22 protein-coding genes are annotated in these 21842 nt (G+C 67.2%); 15 read left to right on the plus strand and 7 right to left on the minus strand.

Annotated features, from left to right (window positions below):
* On the minus strand, positions 1-286 hold a 286-nt coding region (locus D3261_RS16810), incomplete at its 3' end, for a VUT family protein (RefSeq protein WP_199694053.1).
* 87 nt (positions 287-373) lie between these two features.
* A complete protein-coding gene (locus D3261_RS16815; protein WP_120074361.1) occupies positions 374-2605 on the minus strand; it encodes a twin-arginine translocase subunit TatC in 2232 nt (743 codons plus the stop codon).
* 103 nt (positions 2606-2708) lie between these two features.
* Between D3261_RS16815 and D3261_RS16820 the strand changes: the two genes are divergently transcribed.
* Positions 2709-3515, plus strand: a complete 807-nt coding sequence (locus D3261_RS16820; protein WP_120074362.1) for a twin-arginine translocase subunit TatC — start codon at positions 2709-2711, stop codon at positions 3513-3515.
* Here D3261_RS16820 and D3261_RS16825 read toward each other — a convergent pair.
* Entirely contained in the window at positions 3512-4630 is a 1119-nt protein-coding gene (locus D3261_RS16825) for an ORC1-type DNA replication protein (RefSeq protein ID WP_120074364.1), read from the minus strand. The two genes, D3261_RS16820 and D3261_RS16825, sit on opposite strands and share 4 nt — an antisense overlap.
* Positions 4631-4673: 43 nt before the next feature.
* Positions 4674-5399, minus strand: coding sequence for a DUF1405 domain-containing protein (locus D3261_RS16830; protein WP_120074366.1), 726 nt, complete (start codon positions 5397-5399; stop codon positions 4674-4676).
* A gap of 99 nt (positions 5400-5498) precedes the next feature.
* Between D3261_RS16830 and pdxS the strand changes: the two genes are divergently transcribed.
* Positions 5499-6407, plus strand: coding sequence for a pyridoxal 5'-phosphate synthase lyase subunit PdxS (gene pdxS / locus D3261_RS16835; RefSeq protein ID WP_120074368.1), 909 nt, complete (start codon positions 5499-5501; stop codon positions 6405-6407).
* Positions 6408-6440: 33 nt separating this feature from the next.
* Here pdxS and D3261_RS16840 read toward each other — a convergent pair whose 3' ends face one another.
* Positions 6441-7670: an MFS transporter gene (locus tag D3261_RS16840; protein WP_120074370.1), complete on the minus strand. Its 1230-nt coding sequence runs from the start codon at positions 7668-7670 to the stop codon at positions 6441-6443.
* 100 nt (positions 7671-7770) lie between these two features.
* Here D3261_RS16840 and D3261_RS16845 point away from each other — a divergent pair, with 100 nt between their 5' ends.
* Positions 7771-8571: a hypothetical protein gene (locus D3261_RS16845; protein ID WP_120074372.1), complete on the plus strand. Its 801-nt coding sequence runs from the start codon at positions 7771-7773 to the stop codon at positions 8569-8571.
* Here D3261_RS16845 and D3261_RS16850 read toward each other — a convergent pair whose 3' ends face one another.
* Entirely contained in the window at positions 8572-9564 is a 993-nt protein-coding gene (locus tag D3261_RS16850; protein WP_120074374.1) for a radical SAM protein, read from the minus strand.
* 105 nt (positions 9565-9669) lie between these two features.
* Here D3261_RS16850 and D3261_RS16855 point away from each other — a divergent pair, with 105 nt between their 5' ends.
* The 6 genes from D3261_RS16855 (at position 9670) to D3261_RS16880 (ending at position 15287) form a co-directional block, all read left to right on the plus strand.
* Positions 9670-10743 (plus strand): DUF373 family protein, encoded by a 1074-nt coding sequence (locus D3261_RS16855; protein WP_120074375.1) that lies wholly within the window; start codon positions 9670-9672, stop codon positions 10741-10743.
* A 252-nt stretch (positions 10744-10995) separates the two neighbouring features.
* Entirely contained in the window at positions 10996-11925 is a 930-nt protein-coding gene (gene rnz / locus D3261_RS16860; RefSeq protein WP_120074377.1) for a ribonuclease Z, read from the plus strand.
* A 24-nt stretch (positions 11926-11949) separates the two neighbouring features.
* Positions 11950-12639, plus strand: a complete 690-nt coding sequence (locus D3261_RS16865) for a carbonic anhydrase (RefSeq protein WP_120074379.1) — start codon at positions 11950-11952, stop codon at positions 12637-12639.
* Positions 12640-12705: 66 nt separating this feature from the next.
* Positions 12706-14682, plus strand: coding sequence for a DUF460 domain-containing protein (locus D3261_RS16870; RefSeq protein ID WP_120074381.1), 1977 nt, complete (start codon positions 12706-12708; stop codon positions 14680-14682).
* Between the two features lie 95 nt (positions 14683-14777).
* Positions 14778-15008 (plus strand): hypothetical protein, encoded by a 231-nt coding sequence (locus D3261_RS16875; RefSeq protein ID WP_120074383.1) that lies wholly within the window; start codon positions 14778-14780, stop codon positions 15006-15008.
* Positions 15009-15056: 48 nt separating this feature from the next.
* A complete protein-coding gene (locus tag D3261_RS16880; protein WP_233554021.1) occupies positions 15057-15287 on the plus strand; it encodes a hypothetical protein in 231 nt (76 codons plus the stop codon).
* Here the strand turns inward: D3261_RS16880 and D3261_RS16885 are convergent.
* Positions 15284-15472, minus strand: coding sequence for a hypothetical protein (locus D3261_RS16885; RefSeq protein ID WP_120074387.1), 189 nt, complete (start codon positions 15470-15472; stop codon positions 15284-15286). The genes D3261_RS16880 and D3261_RS16885 overlap by 4 nt on opposite strands.
* Before the next feature lie 312 nt (positions 15473-15784).
* On the opposite strand from D3261_RS16885, the gene rio1 reads away from it, so the two are divergent.
* The 6 genes from rio1 to D3261_RS16915 all read left to right on the plus strand — a co-directional run bounded on the left by rio1 (position 15785) and on the right by D3261_RS16915 (position 21795).
* Positions 15785-16636, plus strand: a complete 852-nt coding sequence (rio1, locus tag D3261_RS16890) for a serine/threonine-protein kinase Rio1 (protein WP_120074389.1) — start codon at positions 15785-15787, stop codon at positions 16634-16636.
* A 25-nt stretch (positions 16637-16661) separates the two neighbouring features.
* Positions 16662-17156 (plus strand): GNAT family N-acetyltransferase, encoded by a 495-nt coding sequence (locus D3261_RS16895; RefSeq protein ID WP_120074391.1) that lies wholly within the window; start codon positions 16662-16664, stop codon positions 17154-17156.
* Positions 17157-17206: 50 nt separating this feature from the next.
* On the plus strand, positions 17207-18073 hold the full coding sequence (locus tag D3261_RS16900) for a helix-turn-helix transcriptional regulator (RefSeq protein ID WP_120074392.1): 867 nt from the start codon (positions 17207-17209) through the stop codon (positions 18071-18073).
* Between the two features lie 90 nt (positions 18074-18163).
* A complete protein-coding gene (locus D3261_RS16905) occupies positions 18164-19492 on the plus strand; it encodes an MFS transporter (protein WP_120074394.1) in 1329 nt (442 codons plus the stop codon).
* A gap of 190 nt (positions 19493-19682) precedes the next feature.
* Positions 19683-20903: a tryptophan--tRNA ligase gene (locus D3261_RS16910; RefSeq protein ID WP_233554022.1), complete on the plus strand. Its 1221-nt coding sequence runs from the start codon at positions 19683-19685 to the stop codon at positions 20901-20903.
* A gap of 343 nt (positions 20904-21246) precedes the next feature.
* Positions 21247-21795, plus strand: coding sequence for a pre-rRNA-processing protein PNO1 (locus D3261_RS16915; protein ID WP_120074396.1), 549 nt, complete (start codon positions 21247-21249; stop codon positions 21793-21795).
* Positions 21796-21842: the final 47 nt, after the last annotated feature.

Raw genomic sequence — 21842 nt, forward strand, 5'->3', positions numbered from 1 at the left:
GCACGAGGTTCATCACGAACCCCACGGTCACGAGGACGTGGGCGGCCCGACGACCGTAGAGTTCGGCGTAACAGTCGGAGGCGAGGAAGGTGAGCGCGTAGGCCAGCGACGCGCCGGGCAGTATCAGCTCCGCCCCCGTCACCGGGAGCGAGACCGGGATCGGAAAGCCCAGGATCTTGGTCGCGGTGAGCTGGGCGGTCACGAGCGCGGTCGTGAAGAGCGCGACGAGGGCGACCTGGATCGTGGACGCGCGCCCGACCCTCGACGCGTCGGCGGTCTCGCTCACCCGTGCCTCCCACGGCGAGACGGTCGTCGTCGGCGTGTCGTGGTCATAACCGAAGCGGACGCCACGCGAAAATGAGCCCTTCGTTCGTCAGTCGGCGCTCTCGCGCTGGTCCCGGCGCTGGGTGGTGCGCCGCCCGCCGAGGGTGTAGATCCAGAGCAGCGCGAGACCGAGCCCGTAACAGACCATCACGGGGATCCCGAGGATGAACATCATGAACACGCCGCGCGGCGAGGCGTAGGCGGTGAACGCGAACACGCCCACTGTCACCTCGCGCCAGCGGTTGCGCATCCCGCGGTAGGGGACCAGCCCGGCGCGGTGGAACAGGAGCATCGTCACCGGGATCATCGCGAGCAGGCCGATACCCGCGGTGGTGAAGAAGACCAGCCAGCCGGCCGCGCTGATCCGGTAGGCCACCACCATGTTCGCGCCGACCACGTCGGCCGTGAGCCACGAGATCACGGTGGGAGCGATCGTCGTATAGCCGGCCGCGATCCCGCCGACGAGGCTCGCCAGGAGCGCGCCGCCCCACAGGAACAGGACGCGTCGGTCCCCGCCCGCGAGGCCGCGCTCGCGGAGGGCGGGCCAGGCGTAGTAGAGCAGCAGCGGGAGCACGACGATCGCCGCGAAGAGCGTACTGAGTTTTATCTCGAAGACCAACGCCTCGACGGGATGGAGCTCGACGACCCCGACCTGTTCGGGCCGGACCGTGGCGGGGAGGCGCGAGAGGAAGTCCGCCCGGATCCCGCCGATCCCACCCTGTGAGAGCCAGATGAAGGTTCCGGCGAGCACCGCCATGAACAGCCCGAGGATGAGGAACGCCCGCGACCGGAGGCTGTTGAGCACGAACGTGATGTCGTAGTAGTAGCCCCCGATGTCGTCCTCGGTGGTCTCCTCGGCGGTGAACGCGTCCACCACCCCGGTCGTGGTCCGGGTGAGCCGGTCGCTGAAGTCGTTCGTTTCGTCCGCCGGTTCGTCCGCGGCTCCCGGTTCACCCGTGCCCTCGTCGGCATCGAGCCGGTCGTCGCCGTCGGCGGCGTTCGCGGCGTCGAAGCGGTCGAGGACCGCTTGGGCCTTGTTCGGATCGCCGTCGCTCATCGCCATGCTGGCCTGGGCGGTGGCCTCCTGTTCGCTCATCGCGGTGAACACCTCCGGGGGCGCGGCCCGGACGCCGGCCTCGTCGAGTTCGGCGACGTCGATGGACGCCGGCGCACCCGGACGGCCCGGGGCGGACTCGGCGGCGACCGCGACCGCCCGGTAAGTGAAGACGCCCAACGTGACCGCCAGCACGAGCAGGAAGAGAACGAGCCCGACCAGCGCGATCGCGGCGTCGCGCGGCAGGCCGAACAGCGGGCCGATGTAGACGAACAGGGGGTCGGACGGCGAGAAGTATCGTGTTCTGAACAGGAGCTGATTGACGTAGCCACCGGCACCGAGGGCGATGGCCCCCGCGACCAGCCCGGTGACGACCACCGGGACCCCGAGCACCGGCCGCCAGCGCGCGCGCGCCACGTCCCGAACGGAGACCGCGCTCCCGCCGCGCTGGAAGGTCACGATGATCTTCGTGAAACCGAGGCTCAGCGCGTAGAGCACGATGATCGGGACCGCCCAGAGCACCTGGGTGAAGGGGTCGGGCGGCGAGAACAGCGCGCCGAAGGCGAACGCCCCGACGATCGCGTACTTCCACTTGTCGCGGAAGGTCTCGTAGGGGACGACGCCGGTGAGGCTGAGCCCGGTCATCGCGAGCGGGAGCTGGGCGGCGATCCCGAACGAGGCCGAGAGCAGGAGGATGAACTGCGCCCAGTAGACGATCGAGTAGTGGGGTTCGAAGCCGACGTTGACCGAGTTAGTCGCGAGGAACTCGAACATCAGCGGGAAGAAGACGAAGTAGCCGTACGCGACACCGACGACGAACAACAGCGCGCTCACCAGCGCGATGACGCCGACCTTCCAGCCGGCGCTGACGTGTGGCCAGTAGCCGCGTTCGTCGAGCGCATCGCGGGAGTAGTAGAGCAGGACCGGAAGCGCGACGACCCCGCCGATGACCAGCGCGATCTTCGCCTGGAGCAACGGCACGTCGAACGGCGTGATGGCGTTGACAGAGGTCTGGCTCGCGATTCGGGGCGGGAGCGGGGCGAAGAGGTCGGCCTTGAGGCGGTCCCAGACGTAGAGCCAGAGCGCGTAGAACGAACCCAGAAAGCCGATCAGGAAGACGATGGCGACCTTCTGGAGATGGGTCTGGGCGGCGGACAACATCGCGCCGAGGGTTTCCCGTCCGCGCGCAACCGACCGGCGGACGTCCTCGTCGACGGCTCCGGACATCTCTCTCCTTCGACGCGGATAGCCGACTCGTCGTTATCAATCTTGTCTCCCGGGCCGGCCGGAGAAGAAGGCTTACAACCCCCACGCGACCATCGACCATACGATGGCGGAATCGACGGGGACAGGGGGCGTCACGAACGAATCGAGCGAGCCGAACGCGCCGCTCGACGACGCCGAGATGCCGCTCGCCGACCACATCGAGGAGATGATAAAGCGGCTGGGGGTGGTGCTCGTGGCGATGGCGCTGGTCTCGGGCGTCGTTTTCCTCGTGGCCGACGACCTCATCAACTTCATCTGGTACTCCCTGCTGCCCGGCTCGGCCCAGCTCTGTCCGGACGCGCCCGCCGACGTCGCAGCGTGTCCCCGGGTCTACGACCCGCTCGGGTTGATCCTCGCGCGGCTCAAGGTCTCGACCCTCGCGGGCTTCGTGGTGGCGCTGCCCCTCTTCGTCTACGAGACCTACGCCTTCATGCGCCCCGGGCTCTACCCCCGCGAGCGCCGCTACTACATCGCGTCGGTGCCGGCAAGCCTCGTGCTCGCGGTCGTGGGTGTGGCGTTCGCCTTCCTGGTCGTCTTGCCCGTCATCTTCACCTACTTCCTGAGCTACTCCGAGGCCGCCGCGAACATCGCGTTCGGCCTCACCGAGACCTTCGGGCTGATGACGCTGTTGATGGGCTTTTTCGCGCTCGTCTTCCAGATCCCGCTGTTCGTGATGCTCGCGATCATGATGGGGATCACGACGCGGGCGTGGCTCGCGAGCAAGCGGCTCTACTTCTGGGGGACGTTCATCGGGGTCGCCTTCCTCTTCAGCCCCGACCCGACCGGGATGGCCCCGATCATCGTCGCCGCGACGATGATCACGCTGTTCGAGGGGACGCTCCTCTTGCTCCGGTGGACCGGCTCCGACTAGTCCAGCCGGTCACGAACCGCGTCGGCGTCGTAGGCCAGCGAGAGCTCGCGCGAGCGGCCACGACCCTCGACGGTGGTGTAGGTGGCCTCGATGAGCCCCACCCGGTCGAGCTTGTTGACGATCTCGGAGTAGCGGGTGTAGCCGAGGTCGGTCTCGTCGTGGAATGCTTCGTAGACGTCTCCGGCGCGGTCGCCATCGTACTCGGCGACGACACGGAGCAGCGCGCGCTCGGAGTCGGTGAGCCCGCGCACCCGCCGTGAGAGGTGGACGTGGCGCGATTTCTCGTAGGCGGCCTCGACGTCCTCGGCCTCGACGCGCTCGCTCGCGCGACCCTCGGCGTGGAGGCCCGCGCGCCGCAGGAGGTCGATCCCGACCCGGAGGTCGCCCGTGCCGGCGGTGAGTTCGGCGACCCGATCCAAAACCGTCGGCCCCACCACCCCCTCACGGAAGCCGCGCCGCACCCGCTCGTCGAGGATGTCGACCACCTCGCTCTCGCCGTAGGCCGGGAAGAACACCTCCTCCGGGCGAAAGACGCTCTGGACGCGACTGTCGAGTTCGGCCACCACGTCGAGGTCGAGGTCAGAGGAAACCAAGAGAACGCCGACCTTCGCGCCGGCGTGGGTCTCGTGGGCTCTGAGAAGCGAATAGAGGGTCTCGGAGGCCTCGCCCTCGTAGAAGAGGTAGTTCACGTCGTCGAGACACACGGTGAGAACCTCGTTCTCGTCGGTGAGGTGGTCGGCGATCTGCTCGAAGAGGCTCTTGAAGGAGATCCCGCTCGCGGGCGGTTCGTACTCGAAGATCGCCTCGAAGATCCGTGAAAAGACGGCGTAGCGGGTCGAATCGACCTGACAGTTGACTCTCACTGTACGGACCCCGCGTCGACCGTCGAGCTCGGCGAAGAGCTTCTGGATCGCGGTGGTCTTCCCCGTTCCGGGTGGGCCGCGGACCATCGCGTTGAGCGGCCGTGAGCCGCGGACCGCGGGCCGGAGGGCGTACTGGAGCCCGTTGAGTTGATTCTCGCGGTGGTGGAACGTCTCGGGGAGGTAGTCGACCTCGAAGACGTGTTCGTCACGGAAGACCGACTCGTCCCACGAGAGCATCCCATCGTCCGCCATCACTTTCACCACGCTCGCGGGCGGCTTCAACCCTTCGGCGGTCTCAGCTATCGGCGCGTTGCAGCTTCTCGACCCGGGTCGTGAGCGCCAGAAACGTGATCGCCATGGTGAGCACCACCGCGCCCGCGGCGGCGACCCGGTGGATCGACCAGACGTGCTGGATGACGCCGTCTACGACGTACTGGCCTGGCAGCTGTGTGTGGTGGGTCGTCCCGACGATCGGAATGAAGTAGTCCACGACGTCGTTGAAGCCGTACCAGAGGAGGGCAATAGCGACCGCCCAGACCGAGAAGTCGCTGTAGCGGTGGATCACGAACCCCTCGACGGCCATCGCGAGGTGGCTGAAGAAGAGGAATAGATAGAGCCAGAGCGGGGTGCTCGCGAGGAAGGCGTCGTGGAAGGCCAGGAGGGTGAACGGCGTCCAGAAGCCGAGTTTGAGACAGCCGAAGAAGGCGAGCATGTCGAGCACCTCGTTCGACCGGCCGAGCTTCCAGGCGGCGATCGAGAGCGCGATGAACAGGGTCGCCATGGGGCTGTCGGGGACCACCGGCCACGCCGCCAACGGCTCGAACGCGAACTGGAAGCGGTAGTACCAGAAGCCGAAGGCGGTCCCTGCGAGGTTGACGGCGACGACGAGCCACGCGAACCGGAGCCCGAGGTCTTCGAGGATAGCGGGCACCGGCGCGACGTACCACGGCAGCGCCTCGCGGTCGGGTATCGACCCGTCGAGGAACCGACCCAGCGCACCAGCACCGCCTGCTTCGGCCATTGTGCGGGGGTCGAGCGGGCGTGGCAAAACGGTAGCGGTCGTGGTATCCCCTGACTCGCCGAAGACGAGGGTTAAGTGAATCCGGACGGTAGACCCACCATGGCCGAGGAGACCGATCTCGAAGACCTCAAGCGCGGCACCGAACTCGTCAAGCGCGGGTTCGCGCGGATGCAGCAGGGCGGCGTGATCATGGACGTGGTGAACGCCGAACAGGCGCGGATCGCCGAGGACGCCGGCGCGGTGGCCGTGATGGCGCTCGAAGCCGTCCCCGCCGACATCCGGAAACGCGGCGGCGTCGCGCGGATGGCCGACCCCGCCGACATCTCCGAGATCATCGAGGAGGTCTCGATCCCGGTGATGGGCAAATCAAGGATCGGCCACACGAAGGAAGCCCAGATCCTCGAAGCGGTCGGGGTGGACATGATCGACGAGAGCGAGGTGCTGACGCCCGCCGACGACGACTACCACATCGACAAGCGCGACTTCACCGCGCCGTTCGTCTGCGGTGCACGCGACCTCGGCGAGGCACTCCGGCGAATCGGCGAGGGCGCGGCGATGATCCGGACGAAAGGCGAGGCCGGCACCGGCGACGTCAACCAAGCCGTCTACCACCAGCGGACGATCAAGGGCGCGATCCGCAAGCTCGAAGGGATGACCCACGAGGAGCGCGAGGCCTACGCCCGCGAGATCGAAGCCCCCGCCGACCTCGTCCACGAGACCGCCGAAGCGGGTCGCCTGCCCGTGGTGAACTTCGCCGCCGGCGGCATCGCGACCCCCGCCGACGCCGCGCTGATGATGCACCACGAGTGCGACGGGATCTTCGTCGGCTCGGGCATCTTCGGGGCCGAAAACCCCGAGGCGATGGGCGAGGCCATCGTCGAGGCGACGAACGCCTGGGACGACCCCGAGAAGCTCGCCCGGATCGCCACCAGTACGGGGAAAGGGATGAAGGGCGACGCGAACGCCGACCTCCCCGAGGAAGAGATGCTGCAGGGTCGCGGCGTCTGACCGGGTTCGGTACGATTCCTGCTTTCTGCTTCCTCAACGTTCCGTAGCGTCGCGTGCCGGGAGATAGACGTAACAACCGGCCCCGAGCGCGGTGATGCCGGCGAGCACGAAGAACACCTCGTCGCGGAGACCGTAGTCGAAGAACACTCCAACCACTGTCGACCCGGTCGCCGCGAGGAAGAAGAACAGCGTTCGGAAGAAGCCCCACGCCATCCCGCGGACCGCGGGCGGCATCACGGCGATGATGTAGGCGTTGCTCACCGGGTCGAGACCGAGCCGCGTTCCCAGGAGTATCGTGACGACGGCGAGCGGCACGAGACCCTCGACGAACGGGAGCACGGCGAGCGGCACCACGCCGAACGACGCGAGCGCGAGCAGCACCGTCCGATCGCCGAGGCGGTCGGCGGCGTTGCCAGCTATCGACTGCGCGAGGGCGCCGGAGAGGAAGAAGAGCGCGAACAGGCCGGCCGCGGCCCCGCCCGAGAGCTCCTTCACCGAGATCAGGTAAGTCGGGAGGAACGACGAGAGCCCCTGCATGACGAACAGCAGGAGGGTTGCGGCGACGACGGCCGTCGCGGAGCGGCGCGAGACGGCGGTGGAGAGCGAGCGGGCGACCCCACGGACCGACGGGCGCGGCGGGGGGTCGGTCGGGGTGCGCTGTGGCACCACCCGGAATATTCCGACCGCGACGAGGAGGAAGGGTACCGCGAGGAGCGCGACGGTGGTCTGCCACGAGAGCGGGCCGACCAGCGTGTTCGCGACGAGCGGGATCGCCGCCGACCCGACGCTCCCGGCGGCGAGCGTCGCACCGATGGCGGTGCCGTCGCGGTCGCCGAAGACGTCCGAGAGGACCATCCCGCGCGCCGGGCCGTAGAGCCCCGTCCCGAGACCGAAGAGCGCACAACCGACGACGAACAGTCCGAAGGTCGGCGCGAGGCTCACCGCGACGACCGCGCCGGCCGAGACCACGAGGCAGGTCACGAGCAGCGTGCGCTCGCCGAGGTGGTCCGCCGCGGCCCCGGCGGGGAACTGCATCAGCGCGTAGGCCGCCCAGACGACCGTGATCGCGAGCCCCGCCGTGGCGTTGCTGACGGCGAAGTACTCGCGGATGTGGGGGAGGATCTCGGGGAAGAGATACCGGCCGCCGAGGATGAGAAACCAGCCGGCGGCGACCACGACGAGCGTCCAGCCGCGGCCGTCGCCGCGGAGCCCCCCGCCGGTCGTCGCGAGCCGGCGTTCGATCGAGTTGGGGGACGTCTGCATTCGTCCGGATCCGTTCGAGCACCGTATGAACGTAGTGATCCGCCTAACACACCTCCTGAACCAACACAAAGCGGATGGCGGACCGATGCGACATGGGGGTATGGTTCGTTCCCTCGACGACCTCGATGTCGACGACGATGCGCTGATCGTCGAGTGTACGGAGTGCGGTACGGCCTGGGTGTTCGAACCACACAGCGAGCCAGCCTACGACTTCGACCCCAGCGAACACGGCCATCCGGACTACAAGGCCGAGCGGCCGGTGCCCGCGGAACGGTATCTCCGGGGCCACGAGTGGGTGATCGACCACGAAAACAGCGTCCAGCGCGACACGTACAACAGTAAGTCACAGGCCGAGAACGCGATCGCGTCGGTCGAGATGTTCCCGTGGTGTTTCTTCGAAAGTGACTACACGGAGCCGTGGCTCCGCGAGGTTGATCCAGGCCTTCCGCCACTCCGAGGCTACTACATTAGCGAGGACGACATCGACGGGGATGAATTGAACCGACTCGGCCGAAAGGTCGCTCGCGCGGTCTTCGACTTAACCCCGCGTACTGTCACGCATATCGAACTCGATGCGATGCCCGGTTTCGAGACCACCGACCCCGAGGCGTTCGAGCGACTAAAGACCGAAACCGGCCTTGGATTCGAACGGCACGGCTTCCGCGGTACGTGGCTCGAAGGTACTGTCGACGCATCGGAGGCGGTCCTCGATGCGGTGCTTCGGCTGTTCGGTGGCGGACTCATCAGTGCGGTCTTCTACGACGATGATGGACGAGAACTCTTTGCAAGATACGACAACTCGCAAATGACGTTCTCTCTCGAATCGGAACTGGTGGATGACCTCTTCAGCCAACTCTCATCGGACGAAGTCAATCAGATCGAGCGGTTCGGCTGGGGCTGATCAGGCCAGCGGCGTCCGCTCGACCACGGTCCCGTCAGCCGTCGGATACTGCTCGACGATCTCGCCTTTCCCGACCTCGCCGTCCTCGACCATCTCCTCAAGCAGCCACCACGCGAGTTCGACGTGGTCGGATTTCTCGATGTAGAACTCCTCGGGCACGCCGAGTCGGGCGAGTTGCTCGCTGGTCTCCCAGGCCTTGCCGTAGACGAGGGTGCCGTCGTCGGTCACCTCGTCGAACTCCCGGCGGATGGTCTCGGCCATCCGCTTGAGGCGGTTGCGGTGCTGAGCGGCGTCCTTGAAGACGGACGTACAGAAGTAGACCTTCTCGTGGTCGCCCATCGCTTCGAGGATGTCGTGGCTCCCCTCGACGGCGCTCATGTGGCCCTCGCGGAGTTCGAAGCCCTGCTCCTGCATTCGCCGGTAGTTCCCGTCGCTCATCTCGAACTCGTTGATGTTGCAGAAGTCCGCCGCGCCCTCGTCGAGGAAGTCGAGGAACTCCTGTTCGGCGCGGATGCCCGGGATCTCGAAGGCGGGGGTGAGGCCCTCCTCGCGGGCGATGTAGAGGATCTCCTCCCACTCCGTCCCGTGAAGATCGCCCCACTGCTCAAACGGCGGGTGGAAGCGGATCTCGTCGAGGCCCGCCTCCGAAAGTCGGCGCATGTTCTCCCTTCCTCCTGTTATCCCGGTGTAGAGGTGGGTGTGGTGGTCCTCGCCGAACTCGTCTTTGAGGAGGCGGAGGTAGCGACAGGTCTTCTCCATCGCCTCCTGGGGTTCGCCACCAGTAATAGACGTCCCGAGCGCGTCCATCTTGTGGGCCTCTTCGAGGATGTCCGAGTCCGATTCGACCTCGCGCTCGTTGGCGTAGGTCTGGGTGACGTTCTTCCGGTTCTCGCCGAGCGGGCAGTAAAAACAGTCGCGCTGGTCGCAGTAGCCGTAGACGAAGAGCACCATCTTGCCCCCCTTGGCGCACTGTTCACAGCCCTTCGAGATCATTGTCTGTCCCCCCTATTTGTCCGAGCCTCAAAAACCGTCTGAAACACGTCTCGACCGCCAACGACCCCCAAAGGCACATAAGAGCTACTCGCCTACCGTCGCCCAATGCTGCTCGTGCTGTGTATCGACCTCGACGACGACCTCGGGCGGAAGGCCGGCGTCGAGACGCCCGTCGTGGGTCGCGAGCGGGTCGAGCACGCCGCGGTCGCGCTCGCCACCGCCGACCCGGAGGACTCCGATTCGAACGTCCTCTTCGAGGGGCTCCACATCCACGACGAGATCACCGACGAGCAGGTCGAGGTCGCGGCGGTCACGGGTGTCGAGAGCGGCGGGGTCGCGGCGAACCGAAAGGTCGGCAACGAGATCGACCAGATCCTCGCGGGGCTCGCCACGGCCGAGGAGATCCGGGCGGTGGTGGTCACCGACGGGGCCCAGGACGAGTCGGTGATCCCCGTGATCCGCTCGCGGCTGCCGATCGACGGCGTCCGGCGCGTGGTGGTCCGGCAGGCCCAGAACCTCGAATCGATGTACTACACGATGAAGCAGGTGCTCGACGACCCCGAGACGCGCGGGACGATCCTCGTCCCGCTCGGGATCCTCCTGTTGATCTATCCGCTCGCCGAGACCGCCGCCCAACTCGGCGTCCCCGGCGCGGCGGTCTTCGGCGTGCTCTCGGCACTGTTGGGTCTCTACGTCCTCTTTCGTGGGCTGGGCCTCGAACGCGTCATCGACGAGGGCGTCGCGCGGGCACGGCGCGGGCTCTACGCCGGTCGCGTGATGGTGATCACGACGGTGGTGGCGGTCGCGCTGGTCGCAGTCAGCGTGGTTCGCGGGCTTGGAACGCTCGACGCCCACACCACCGTCAACGCGGTCGAGGTCCTCGCGGCGTTCACCGTGGGGTCGGTGCCGTGGGTCGCCGCGGCGGGCGTCACCAGCAGTCTCGGCCGGATCACGGACACCTACCTCGCCGAGCGGTTCCGGTGGCGCTACCTCAACGCGCCGGTCTACGTCGTCGCCATCGCGGCCGTCCTCCACGCCGTGAGCGGCTTCCTGCTCGGCGAGGTCGGACTGTCGTACACGGCGATCGCGCTCACCGCCGGCACGCTCCTCGGGCTCGTGAGCACGCTCGCGTTCGCGGTGGTGGAGTCGCGGTTTCCGAGCACGCCGGAGCCCGTGTAGCACCGCCGCTCGAACGAACGGGGTCTGAAAACCCCGAGGACGGGTGATGCCACGCAACGGGTTGCCCCTTGCGAACCGGTCCTCGGGCGGGAGTATGCTTCGTCCCGTCCGCGACTTTTCGGGTCTCCGTAATGAGCTTTGTGGTGGTTTCACTCGCCGTCGAAACCGACGCGTCGCGTTTCGGGAACGAACTCGACCGGGGTTCACCGGGAAGACGACAGTTTCAAGCGATGTGAGTTGGAAATTCGCCCAATGAGTCTGGAAGCGACGTTCCTCGGGACGAGCGGTGCGGTTCCGACGACCCGGCGCAACACCAGCGCCGTGTTCGTCCGGCGCGAGGGCGAGCGATTTCTCTTCGACTGCGGCGAGGGCACCCAGCGCCAGATGATGCGCTTTTCCACCGGCTTCGGCATTTCACACGTCTTCCTCACCCACCTCCACGGCGACCACGTGCTCGGGCTCCCCGGCCTCACGCAGACCTTCGACTTCAACGACCGCGAGGAGCCGCTCGCGGTCCACACCCCGCCGGGGACCAAGCGCGCTATCGAGAACCTCGTCGGCGTCACCGGCGCGCGACCGGGCTACCCGGTCAGGGTTCACGAGGCCCACCCCGGCGCGACCGTCCTTCGGAACGACGACTACGAGGTTCGCGCCTTCGAGACCGACCACCGAACGCAGTCGGTGGGCTACGCGCTTGTCGAGGACGACCGCCGGGGTCGGTTCGACCGCGAGCGCGCGGTCGAACTCGGGGTGCCCGAGGGCCCGAAGTTCTCGCGGCTCCACCGCGGCGAGACGGTCGAGGCCGAGGACGGAACGACCGTCGACCCGGAGCAGGTGGTCGGGTCGGAGCGGCCCGGACGAACACTGGTCTACACCGGCGACACCCGCCCGGCCGGCGCGACCATCGAGGCCGCGACGGAGGCGGACCTCCTGATCCACGAGGCGACGTTCGCCGAGGACCGGACCGAGCGCGCCGGCTCGACGGGCCACTCGACCGCCCGACAGGCCGCCGAGCTCGCCAAACGCGCGGACGCGAAACGCCTCGCGCTCACCCACCTCTCCTCGCGCTACGCGGGCGAGGCCGACCGGCTCGAAGCCGAAGCGCGCGAGGTGTTCGGGTCGGCGTTCTTCCCCGACGACGGCGACCGGGTCGAGGTGCCCTATCTCGAGGCGCACGACTAAGACCCCCCGCGATGTTCGGCCCGTATGCCGAACGCGACCGTCTCCGACCTGCTGGCCCGCAACCGAGCCCACGCGGACGGCCTTCCGGAAGGTCACTTCGAAGACGTGCTCGACGGCCAGAAACCCCCAGTCGTCTCGCTCTGTTGTGCCGACTCGCGGGTCTCCCAGGAGGGAATGTGGAACGTCACGGAGCCCGGTTGGCTGTTCACCCCCTCGAACATCGGCAACGTCGCGTGGGACCTCGCCGACACCGATTCCGTGGACGGCAACCTGCTCTACCCGGTCGCTAACACGGGCACCCGAACCGTCGTGGTGGTGGGACACACCGGCTGTGGCGCGGTCACCGCGGCCTACGAGGCCGCTACCGGTGGGGGGCTTCCCGCGGAGCGGGGTATCCGGCGGCGCGTCGAACCGCTGGTTCCGGTCGTCGAGGACGCACTCTCGGGACCGGTCGCCGATGGCGATGATGTGATCGACCGACTCGTGGAGTACAACGTCCGCGAACAGGTCGCGTTCCTCCACGAATCCGACGAGATCCCGACCGACGCGACGGTGCTCGGTTTCGTCTACGACTTTCACCGCTCCTACGGCGACCGGCGGGGACGGACCTACCTCGTCGCCGTCGACGACGAGACCGACCCCGAAGCCCTTCGGGAGCGGGTCGGGGACGACGACGAGTGGGCGGTACGGTCGCTCCTGTCGACCTCGTCGTGACGTCGCGTACCGGGTGGTGTGAGCGCCTGCCGTGGTTTTAAGCCCGAGACCCGCCTACCGCTTCCCGTGAGCAGTCGCATCAGCGCGCTCGATGCGGTGGTGTTCGGCGTCGACATCCAGAGCGGCGACGTCCGTGGCGACGCGCCCTCCTACGCCGTGGTCGCCTTCGACGGCGAGAACTTCGACCGCGACGTGGTCTCCTACCGGAAGCTCCGGCGGCTCATCGACCGCGAGGAGCCGGCCATCGTCGCCACCGACAACGTCTACGAACTCGCCGCGGACAAGGACGCCCTCGTCCGGTTCCTGGGGAGCCTGCCCGACGAGACACGGCTGGTCCAGGTCACCGGCGACCAGCAGCCCGAACCCCTCTCGCGGGTGGCGAACCGCCACGGGGTTCCGTACGGGAAGAAGCCGATGAAGGAGGCCGAGGCCGCCGCCCGCCTCGCCGCCGCGAACGTCGGCTACGAGGTCTCCGCTTTCACCGACACCACCGAGGTAAAGGTCTCGCGCGGGCGTTCGACCGGAAAGGGTGGGTGGTCCGCGGACCGGTTTACCCGCCGGATCCACGGCTCGGTGAAGCGACGCGCCCGCGAGGTCGCCTCGGCGCTCGACGACGCGGGGCTCGACTACGAGATGGACGAGACCGAGAAGTACGGTGGGTACTCGAACGCGGTCTTCACCGTGGAAGCCCGGCCCTCGGACATCCCGGTGTCGCGGAACCGCGCGGGCGACACCCGAACCGAGATCCAGCGAGTGCGCCGCGACGGCATCGTCTTCGAGCCGCTCGCGAAGCGCCGCGACCACGTCCTGGTGGGGATCGATCCCGGGACGACGACCGCGGTCGCCATCGTAGGACTCGACGGCGGCGTGCTCGACGTCCTCAGCACCCGAGCCGCCGATACCGCCCAGGTCATCGAGTGGATCATCGAGCGCGGCCGGCCGGTGGTGGTGGCCGCCGACGTCGAGCGGATGCCCTCCACAGTCGAGAAGATCCGACGGAGCTTCTCGGCGGCGGGTTGGGTTCCCGAGACCGACCTGCCCGTGGACGAGAAACAGCACCGCACCCGCGAGGAGGGCTACGACAACGACCACGAGCGCGACGCGCTCGCCGCCGCGCTGTTCGCCTTCGACGACTACGAGAGCCGGTTCGAGCGCATCGCCCGCAAGGTCCCGGCGCGGGTCGACGTCGGCACCGTCATCGGACGCGTCGTCGCGGGCGAGGAGTCCGTCCAAGCCGTCCTCACCGACCTCACGGAGGAGGACGAATCCGACGAGGACGAACCCGAGCACGAACCCCGCGAGCTCACCCCCGAGGAGCGCCGTATCAAGCGGCTCGAATCGCGTGTCGAGCGCCTCGACGACCACGTCTCGGAACTGAACGACACCATCGAGGAGAAGGACGAGACCATCGCGGAGTACGAACGCGAACTCACCGAGGCCCGGCGCGAGGAGCGCCGCGAGGCACGCGGACGCCGCGAGGTCGACCGGCTCGAACGCGAGAACGAACGGCTCGAAACCGAACTCGACGACCAGCGCGAGGAGGCCGAGGCGATCGAGGCCAAGCTCGACCGGCTCAAGGAGCTCTGGCGGCTCGACCACTCGAACTTCGCGGACGTCGCCGAGGAACGACAGGGGCTCGTGCCCGTGAAACCCGTCGCGAAGTTCACGAAGAGCGCGCTCAAGGAGGCCGACGAGCGCTGGGAGCTCACGACCGGCGACGTCTGTTACCTCCGGGACGCGAGCGGTGCGGGCCGTTCGACCGCCGAGACGCTCGCCGAGCGCGAGCCACGTATCGTCCTGAAGCAGGGCGGTCTCTCGGAGGTCGCCCGCGAGGTGCTGTTCGAACACGACATACCCACTGCGCCCGCCGACGAGGTCACCATCGAAGAACTCGACGACCTCGCGGTCGCCCGCGAGAGCGAGGTCGAGGCCGCCATCGAGGGCTGGCGCGAGCGCGCCGACGAACGGCAGAAGGAGCGAAACGAGTCGATGGTCGACCAGGTCATCAGCGAGCACCGCGCCGAACGTGGCGAGGGGGCCTGACCCCACGAACCGGCGACGAACGCGTGGAGACCGCGACGAGGGATTCTCGATCCAACACCGATAAATTTTTGTTGACTTCAGTAACTTGAAAAAGCATGTTCGCGCTTCAGATACCGGGCATCCCGGGCGGTCCAGAGGTCCTCGTCATCCTGCTCGTCCTCGTCGTGGTGTTCGGCCTCGTCGGCCGATGGGTCTACCGCGACGCGAAAAAACAGGGGAGTGAGTGGGCGTGGCAGTGGGGCGTCGGTGTCGGTGTGCTCTTCCTGTTCGGTTTCGTCCCCGGACTGTTCGGCTTGGTCGTCTACCTCCTCGTGGTGCGGCGATAGCCCGGGTCGAGGGGAACGCTTTCGTTGATGCTCGCCCACGAGTGAGTCGTGTCCCTCCCCCTCCAGATCCCCGGCATGCCGGGCGGGGCCGACCCGCTGGGGCTCGCGATCCTCCTCGTGGGCTGTGCGCTCGCCGCGTGGGTCGTCTACCGCGACGCGAGCCGCCGTGACATCGGCTACGCCTGGCAAGCCGGCGTCGCGGTCGGTGCGCTGCTGTTCGCCGGGCTAATCCCCGGATTACTGGCGCTCGCGGTCTACGTTCTGGTCGTCCGGCGCTAGAACAGCCCGTCCATCCCGAACGCCGAGAGCACGCCGGAGAGCAGTCCACGAGCCACCAGCACGAGCCCCACGAGGACGAGCGCGAGGCCGCCGGCGACGACCGGCGCGACGTAGGCGATGACACCGATCCCGACGAGACAGCAGAGAACACCGGCGATACCGGCAAGGCCGAGTTTGTCGAGCATAGGGGTTCGTCCCCCGCGATGGGTTTAATCCCGATCATCCCGAGCGATTCGCGGTGCTCGTGGTGCTTCGCCGCGATCTCTCCAGCCCTCGCGGCCCGTGCTGTGGATTTAAACCGCTCGCCGCCGAACCCCTCCTATGACACGCAGCCACACCGACCGTCCTCCACGGGAGGCGTATAGCTCATCGTAGACCACAACGGTTTCACACGGCGGCATCGCACTCGCTCGGTTTCGCCTCGTTCGTGGTACGATCTCTCGGTTCTGCCTGGCACCACAATCGCACCAAAACGCCGTCGGGAGGTCGAATAGCCGATGAGTGACGAGTACAGCCTGGTCGATAGCGAGGGAGCCGACGCACCGGGCGACGAGTGGGAGAACCTCGACGTTTCGGATACCGACGTCGACCGCGCCGGCCGCCGCGCCGACCGCGAGTTCTCGAAGTTCAGGGAACGGATCAAGGACGCCGACCAGTTCAAGGTCGAGGGCGGCGTCTTCGACGAGGCCACCCTGCTCGCGCTCTATCGGCTCGTCCACCACGGCCACGTCGACGCCTTCGGGGGTCCGATCTCCACTGGCAAGGAGGCCCACGTCTTCCTCGCGGCCGGACCCGATGCGGACGTAGCGGTCAAGATCTACCGGATCAACGCGAGCGACTTCACCCAGATGCGCCAGTATCTCGAAGGCGACCCGCGGTTCGACGACATCGGTGGCAAGAAGAAGAAGGTCGTCCTCGCGTGGGTCACGAAGGAGTTCGCGAACCTCAAACGCGCTCAGGCGGCGGGGGTCCGGGTGCCGAACCCCATCGCCGTCGAGCGAAACGTCCTCGTGATGGAGTTCTTGGGGGCTGACGGGGTACGCGCCAGACGGCTCGGCGAGGTCGAGGTCGAGAACCCGGAGACCGCCTACGAGGTCGTCCGGGTGTACATGTACCGTCTCTACAATGCCGGACTGGTCCACGGCGACCTCTCCGAGTACAACATCGTGGTCCACGATTCCCAGTTGTGGGTCATCGACCTCGGCCAGGCGGTGACGGTCCATCACCCCAACAGTCGAGAGTTTCTCGAACGCGACTGCGAGAACGTGGCGAACTTCTTCGCGCGTCAGGGCCTCGAAGTCACGGGTGAGGAGCTGCTCGCCCACGTGACGGCCGCGCGCGAAGACTGATTACCTCGGCGGTCGTTTCTTCGGCATGAACCCGTCCGTCCGGAGTGCGACGACCGACGACATCCCCGGGATCCAGCGCGTGGCGGACGCCGCGTGGCGGGCGAGCTACGGCGATTTCCTCGCCGAACAAGTCATCGAGACCATCCTCGACGACTGGTATTCGACCGACCAGCTCGAGACCACGATCGAGAACGCGCGGACGGTCTACCTCGTCGCCGAGACCGACGGGGAGGTAGTGGGCTACGCGAGCGCCGCCCCGACCGCGAACGAGGAGGGCCAACTCTACGCGATCTACGTCGACCCCGACCACTGGGATGGCGGGGCGGGCACCGCGCTCCTCGACGAGGTGCTCGACCGGCTCTCGGACCGCGGCGTCTCACGGCTCCGCGTGGAGGTGCTCGGCGACAACACGGTCGGGGTGTCGTTCTACGAGTCCCGCGGCTTCGAGCGAACCAGCGAACGCAACCGGGCGGTCGGCGACCGCACGTATCCGGAGTTCGTCTACTACCGCGACGTCTGAGCCCAGTCTGCGGGCGATAGAGCTTTGTCGTCGTTGGCTCGAAGTCGGATATGCCTCATCCGCCAGTCCCCGAGGAAGCCCCATCGGCGGAGGTCTTCGCCGCCCTCTCCGATCCAGCCCGGGTCTCGATCCTCGAGGCGCTCTGGGCGGCCGACGACCACACCGCGACGTTCTCGGCCCTCCGCACGACCGTCGAGATGGACGACTCGGGTCGATTCAACTATCACCTCTCGAAGCTCCGAGACCGGTTCGTCACCCGAACCGACGACGGCTATCGACTTCGGCTGGCGGGTATACACGTCGTCGGCGCGCTCCTCTCGGGAGCCTACACACGGACCGAGTCCATCGAACCAATCACGGTCGACGAACCGTGTCCACGCTGTGACGGCCCGATGACGTTCGAGTACGAGGACGAGCGGGTCACGGTCTCGTGTACCGACTGCGAGGTCGTCTCGATGTACGTCGGCGTCGTGCCCGGGGTGTTCGCCGACTACGACCGCGAGACGCTCCCCGCGGTCGCTGAACGCTACACACGGACTATCATCCAGCAGACCAACGCAGGCTTTTGTCATCTCTGTGAGGGGCGAACGAACGCTCGGCTCTCGTTCGAGACGCCGGACACGGACCTGCCGGACTTCCCGATGGTTCGCTACGACTGCGGACGGTGCGGCGAGTCTATCACCGCCGATCTTGGAAGCGCGTTTCTCGACCACCCCGAAGTGGTGGCGTTCTATCACGACCACGACATCGACGTGCGCGAATCCTCCCTCTGGCGGTTCGTCGCCGTCACCGAGGACCGGGCTCGGGTGCTCGAAACCGACCCGCTCCGTATCGTCGTGGTCTATCCGGCCGCCGACGAACACCTCCGTCTCACACTCGACGAGGATCTCGCCGTGGTCGCGGTCGACCGAGGTTAACAGCGATCGAACAGAACGGAACTTCTGTTCCCTCCCGAACAGAAATGTAATTCTGGTTAGATTTACTCCCCACCGTTCCGTGCGAGTGGTATGTACGAACTCCTCCGGAACCCGAACTTCCTTCGCTTGTTCGTCGGACGCATCGTGACGAACGCCGGCGATAGCCTCTACTCCGTCGCTACGATGTGGCTGGTCTATCGACTCACCGGCTCGTCGACGTACACCGGCATCGCGGGGTTCCTCTCGATGGCTCCCTCCACCGTCCAATTCCTCTTCGGTCCCGTGGTCGACCGGCTCCCGCTCCGGCGTGTCTTGGTCGGCACCCAACTCGCTCAAGGGTTGTTGGTGCTCGTCGTCCCGCTCGCAGCCGCGTTCGATGTGCTTTCGGTGTGGGTCCTGTTGGTCCTTATTCCGTTCCTCTCGCTCCTCAACCAGCCGGTCTACCCTGCCGAGTCGGCGGCGCTCCCCCGGATCGTCGCTGACGACCAGCTCGTCCGGGCGAACTCGCTGTTCTCGTTCGCCTATCAGGGTGTCGACGCGGCGTTCAACGCTGTCGGTGGACTACTGGTGGCCGCGCTCGGCGCGGTGACGCTGTTCGCCGTCGATTCGCTCACCTTCGCGGCGACGACGCTGCTGTTCGCCACGCTCGCCATTCCCGCTGTCGACGCGAGTGACCGCGACGGTCCGGCTCCCGAATCGAGGGCGTCCCGCTCGTCGACAGTCGACCACAGCGAGCGCTCCACAGCCGCCTCCGATGGCGGACGTTCGGTGGAAACGTCGGCTGAGGGCTCGGTTATCTCATACCTCCATGACCTAGGCGAAGGGGTCGCGTTCGTCCGTGGCACCGTGGTCGCGAAACTCATCGTCGGTGCGGTGGTCGTCAACTTCGCGGTCGGTGGCGCGCTGGCTGTGCTCCCAGCTTACGCCGATGGACTCGGCGGCGCGAGCGCCTACGGCCTGCTGAGCGCTGCCCTCGGGGTAGGACTCCTCGGCGGTGCGCTCGCCGGGAGCGTGGTCGAACGATTCCCGTTCGGACGTGTGGTCGGTCTCGGAAACGTCGTCGGGGCGCTGGCGTGGGTCAGTGCGGTCGCCGTCGACTGGCTCCCCGCGAGCGGACTGCTGTTCGCGCTCGCGCTCGTTCCCGTTGGCGTGACGAACGTGCTCGAAGCCGCACTTATCCAGACCCTGGTTCCCGACGAACTCCTGGGGCGAGTGACGGCAGTCCTCGGTAGTGCTTCGACGGCGATGATGCCGGTCGGGGCGCTGGTCGGCGGCGTGGTCGCCGGTGCGGTATCGACGGCCGTCGTGCTCGTGGCCGCTGGCGGGTCGCTCGCCGTGCTGGGTGTCTACGTGCTCGTCGTGCCGAGCCTCCGACGGTTGCCGCCGGTGAGTAACGTTTCGACGCTGACCGCCGAGTAGCGAAAGCGCTTTTCGAGTCCACGGAGATCCCTCAACCATGACCGGTGTTCGCTGGTACTGGCACACCCTCCCGCCAGCGGACAGTCCGGACCCCGCCCCCGCGGCGGCCTAACCGCCGTGGGCGCGTGCTGGCGCTCCCTCCGCTTTTCATCCTCCGCATCGCCGACGACCGAGCTCCAGCACCAGCGACATGACAAACGACACGAACCACGACCCGGACGCAGAACGCATCACGACGGAACACACCGACCCTACGGCCACCTCCGACGAGTTCACCGTCACCCCTGACGCCGTCGACGGCGAGGTCGACTACCGAAAGCTCCTCGACCGGTTCGGCGCGGACGAACTCACCGACGATCAGCTCGACCGCTTTCCAGCGCCGCCACACCCACTGCTCCGTCGCGGGATCTACTACGCGGGCCGCGACGTCGACCGACTCCTCGCCGCCGTCGAGACCGACGAGCGGGTTTCGGTCGTCACCGGCGTCGGCCCGTCGGGACCGATGCACCTCGGCCACGTCTTCGCCTTCTACTTCGCGCAGTGGCTCCAAGCGGAGACCGGCGCGCACGTCACGATCCCGCTCTCGGACGACGAGAAGTTCCTCTCGAAGGATCAGACGGGAGCCGAGACTCGTGCCTACACCCGTGAGAACCTTCGGGACCTCCTCGCGGTCGGCTTCGACCCGAAACGTACCCGGATAGTGGTGGACACCACCGACGCCGACCTCGTCTACCCGCTCGCGGTCGCGCTTTCCGAACACGTCACGCCCGCCGCCCGCGACGCGGTCTACGGCGAGCCGGCGAACATCGGGATGGGATTCTACCCCGCGGTCCAGGCGACCCACCTCCTGCTTCCCCAACTCATCGACGGCCCCCACACTACCACGGTGCCCATCGCCGTCGACCAGGACCCACACGTCCGACTCGCCCGCGATATCGCCGCGAAGGAGCGCCTGCCGGTCGAGAAACCCGGCGCGCTCCTCTCGACGTTCCTCCCAGGGCTCGACGGGCCGGGCAAGATGAGCTCCTCCGACGATTCCCCCACCATCCAGCTCACGGACGACCGCGAGACGGTCCACGAGAAGCTCAAACGGGCGTACTCCGGCGGTCAGGGGAGTATCGAGGCCCACCGCGAACAGGGTGGCGACCCCGAAATCGACGCGGCGTTTCAGTTGCTTCAGGCCTTCTTCGAGCCGGACGACACCGAACTCGACCGCCTCGCCCGCGAGTACCGTTCTGGTGAGCTGTTGAGTGGCGAGCTCAAAACCGCCGCCGCCGACCGGATCGCCGACTTCCTCGATGCGCACCAAGCCCGACGGCCAAGCGAGGCCGACCTCGACGCCGCGCTCGTGCCGTATCGGGTGACGGCCGGTGAGCGCGACCGAGCGCTGTCGCGGGTAGGGTTCGGGTAGGGTTTCGTCTGCTGTTCGATGCGTGTGTTCGGACTCCAACACTGTCCCACCACGCACCACGATCCTCCCCAACCGATTCGCTCCGTTCGCTAACGCTCGCTCCACTCATCTCACGCCGATTTGCGCCCGGTGCTCACTGCGGCTCACAGCTCACTTCGTTCACCGTTCGCATCGAGGTCCGAGCGAAGCGAGGACCTCGCCGTTCGCACACAGGCGACGAGCGCGCGCCGTCCGTGACGGCACCGCACCCGCTCGCCGGCTGTGGATATTCGTCGAGCACATCTCGGATCCCCCATCTCGCCCGCTGCGAAGAATTGAAACCCGTCTATTCCGTAGCGGGCGCATGCAACACGTGACGATTCCGCAGGACCGTATCGGCGTGCTGATCGGCGAGGGCGGCGCGACGATGCGCGAGATCGAGGAGGAGGCCGAGATCCGGCTCGATATCGACTCCGAGACGGGCTCGGTCGGCGTCGAGACCGTCGGCGACCCGGTACAGGGGCTCAAGGGCCCGGACATCGTGAAGGCCATCGGCCGGGGCTTCGCGCCCGAGGAGGCGCTGACGCTGCTCGACGACGACGTGATGACCCTCCAGATCGTCGACGTCGAGTCCGCGACCCGGAACAAGAACGACCTCACGCGACAGAAGGGCCGCCTGATCGGCGAGAACGGCCGGACCCGCCAGCTGATGGAGGAGCTCTCGGGAGCCTCGGTCGTGATCTACGGGACGACGGTGGGGATCATCGGCCTCCCGCAGGCCGTCGAGGTGGTCCGAAACGCGGTCGAGATGATTCTGGATGGCGCACCCCACGGCGCGGTCTACTCCTACCTCGAACGCAAACACAACGAGCTCAAGAACCCCGGGATGGAGTACCACCAGTTCACCGGTTGATGCGACCCCCGGCACGCCCTCCTCGCGCGGGACCGGCGCGGCGCTTA

The organism is Halococcus sp. IIIV-5B (genome assembly GCF_003602035.1).
GTDB classification, from domain to species: domain Archaea; phylum Halobacteriota; class Halobacteria; order Halobacteriales; family Halococcaceae; genus Halococcus; species Halococcus salsus.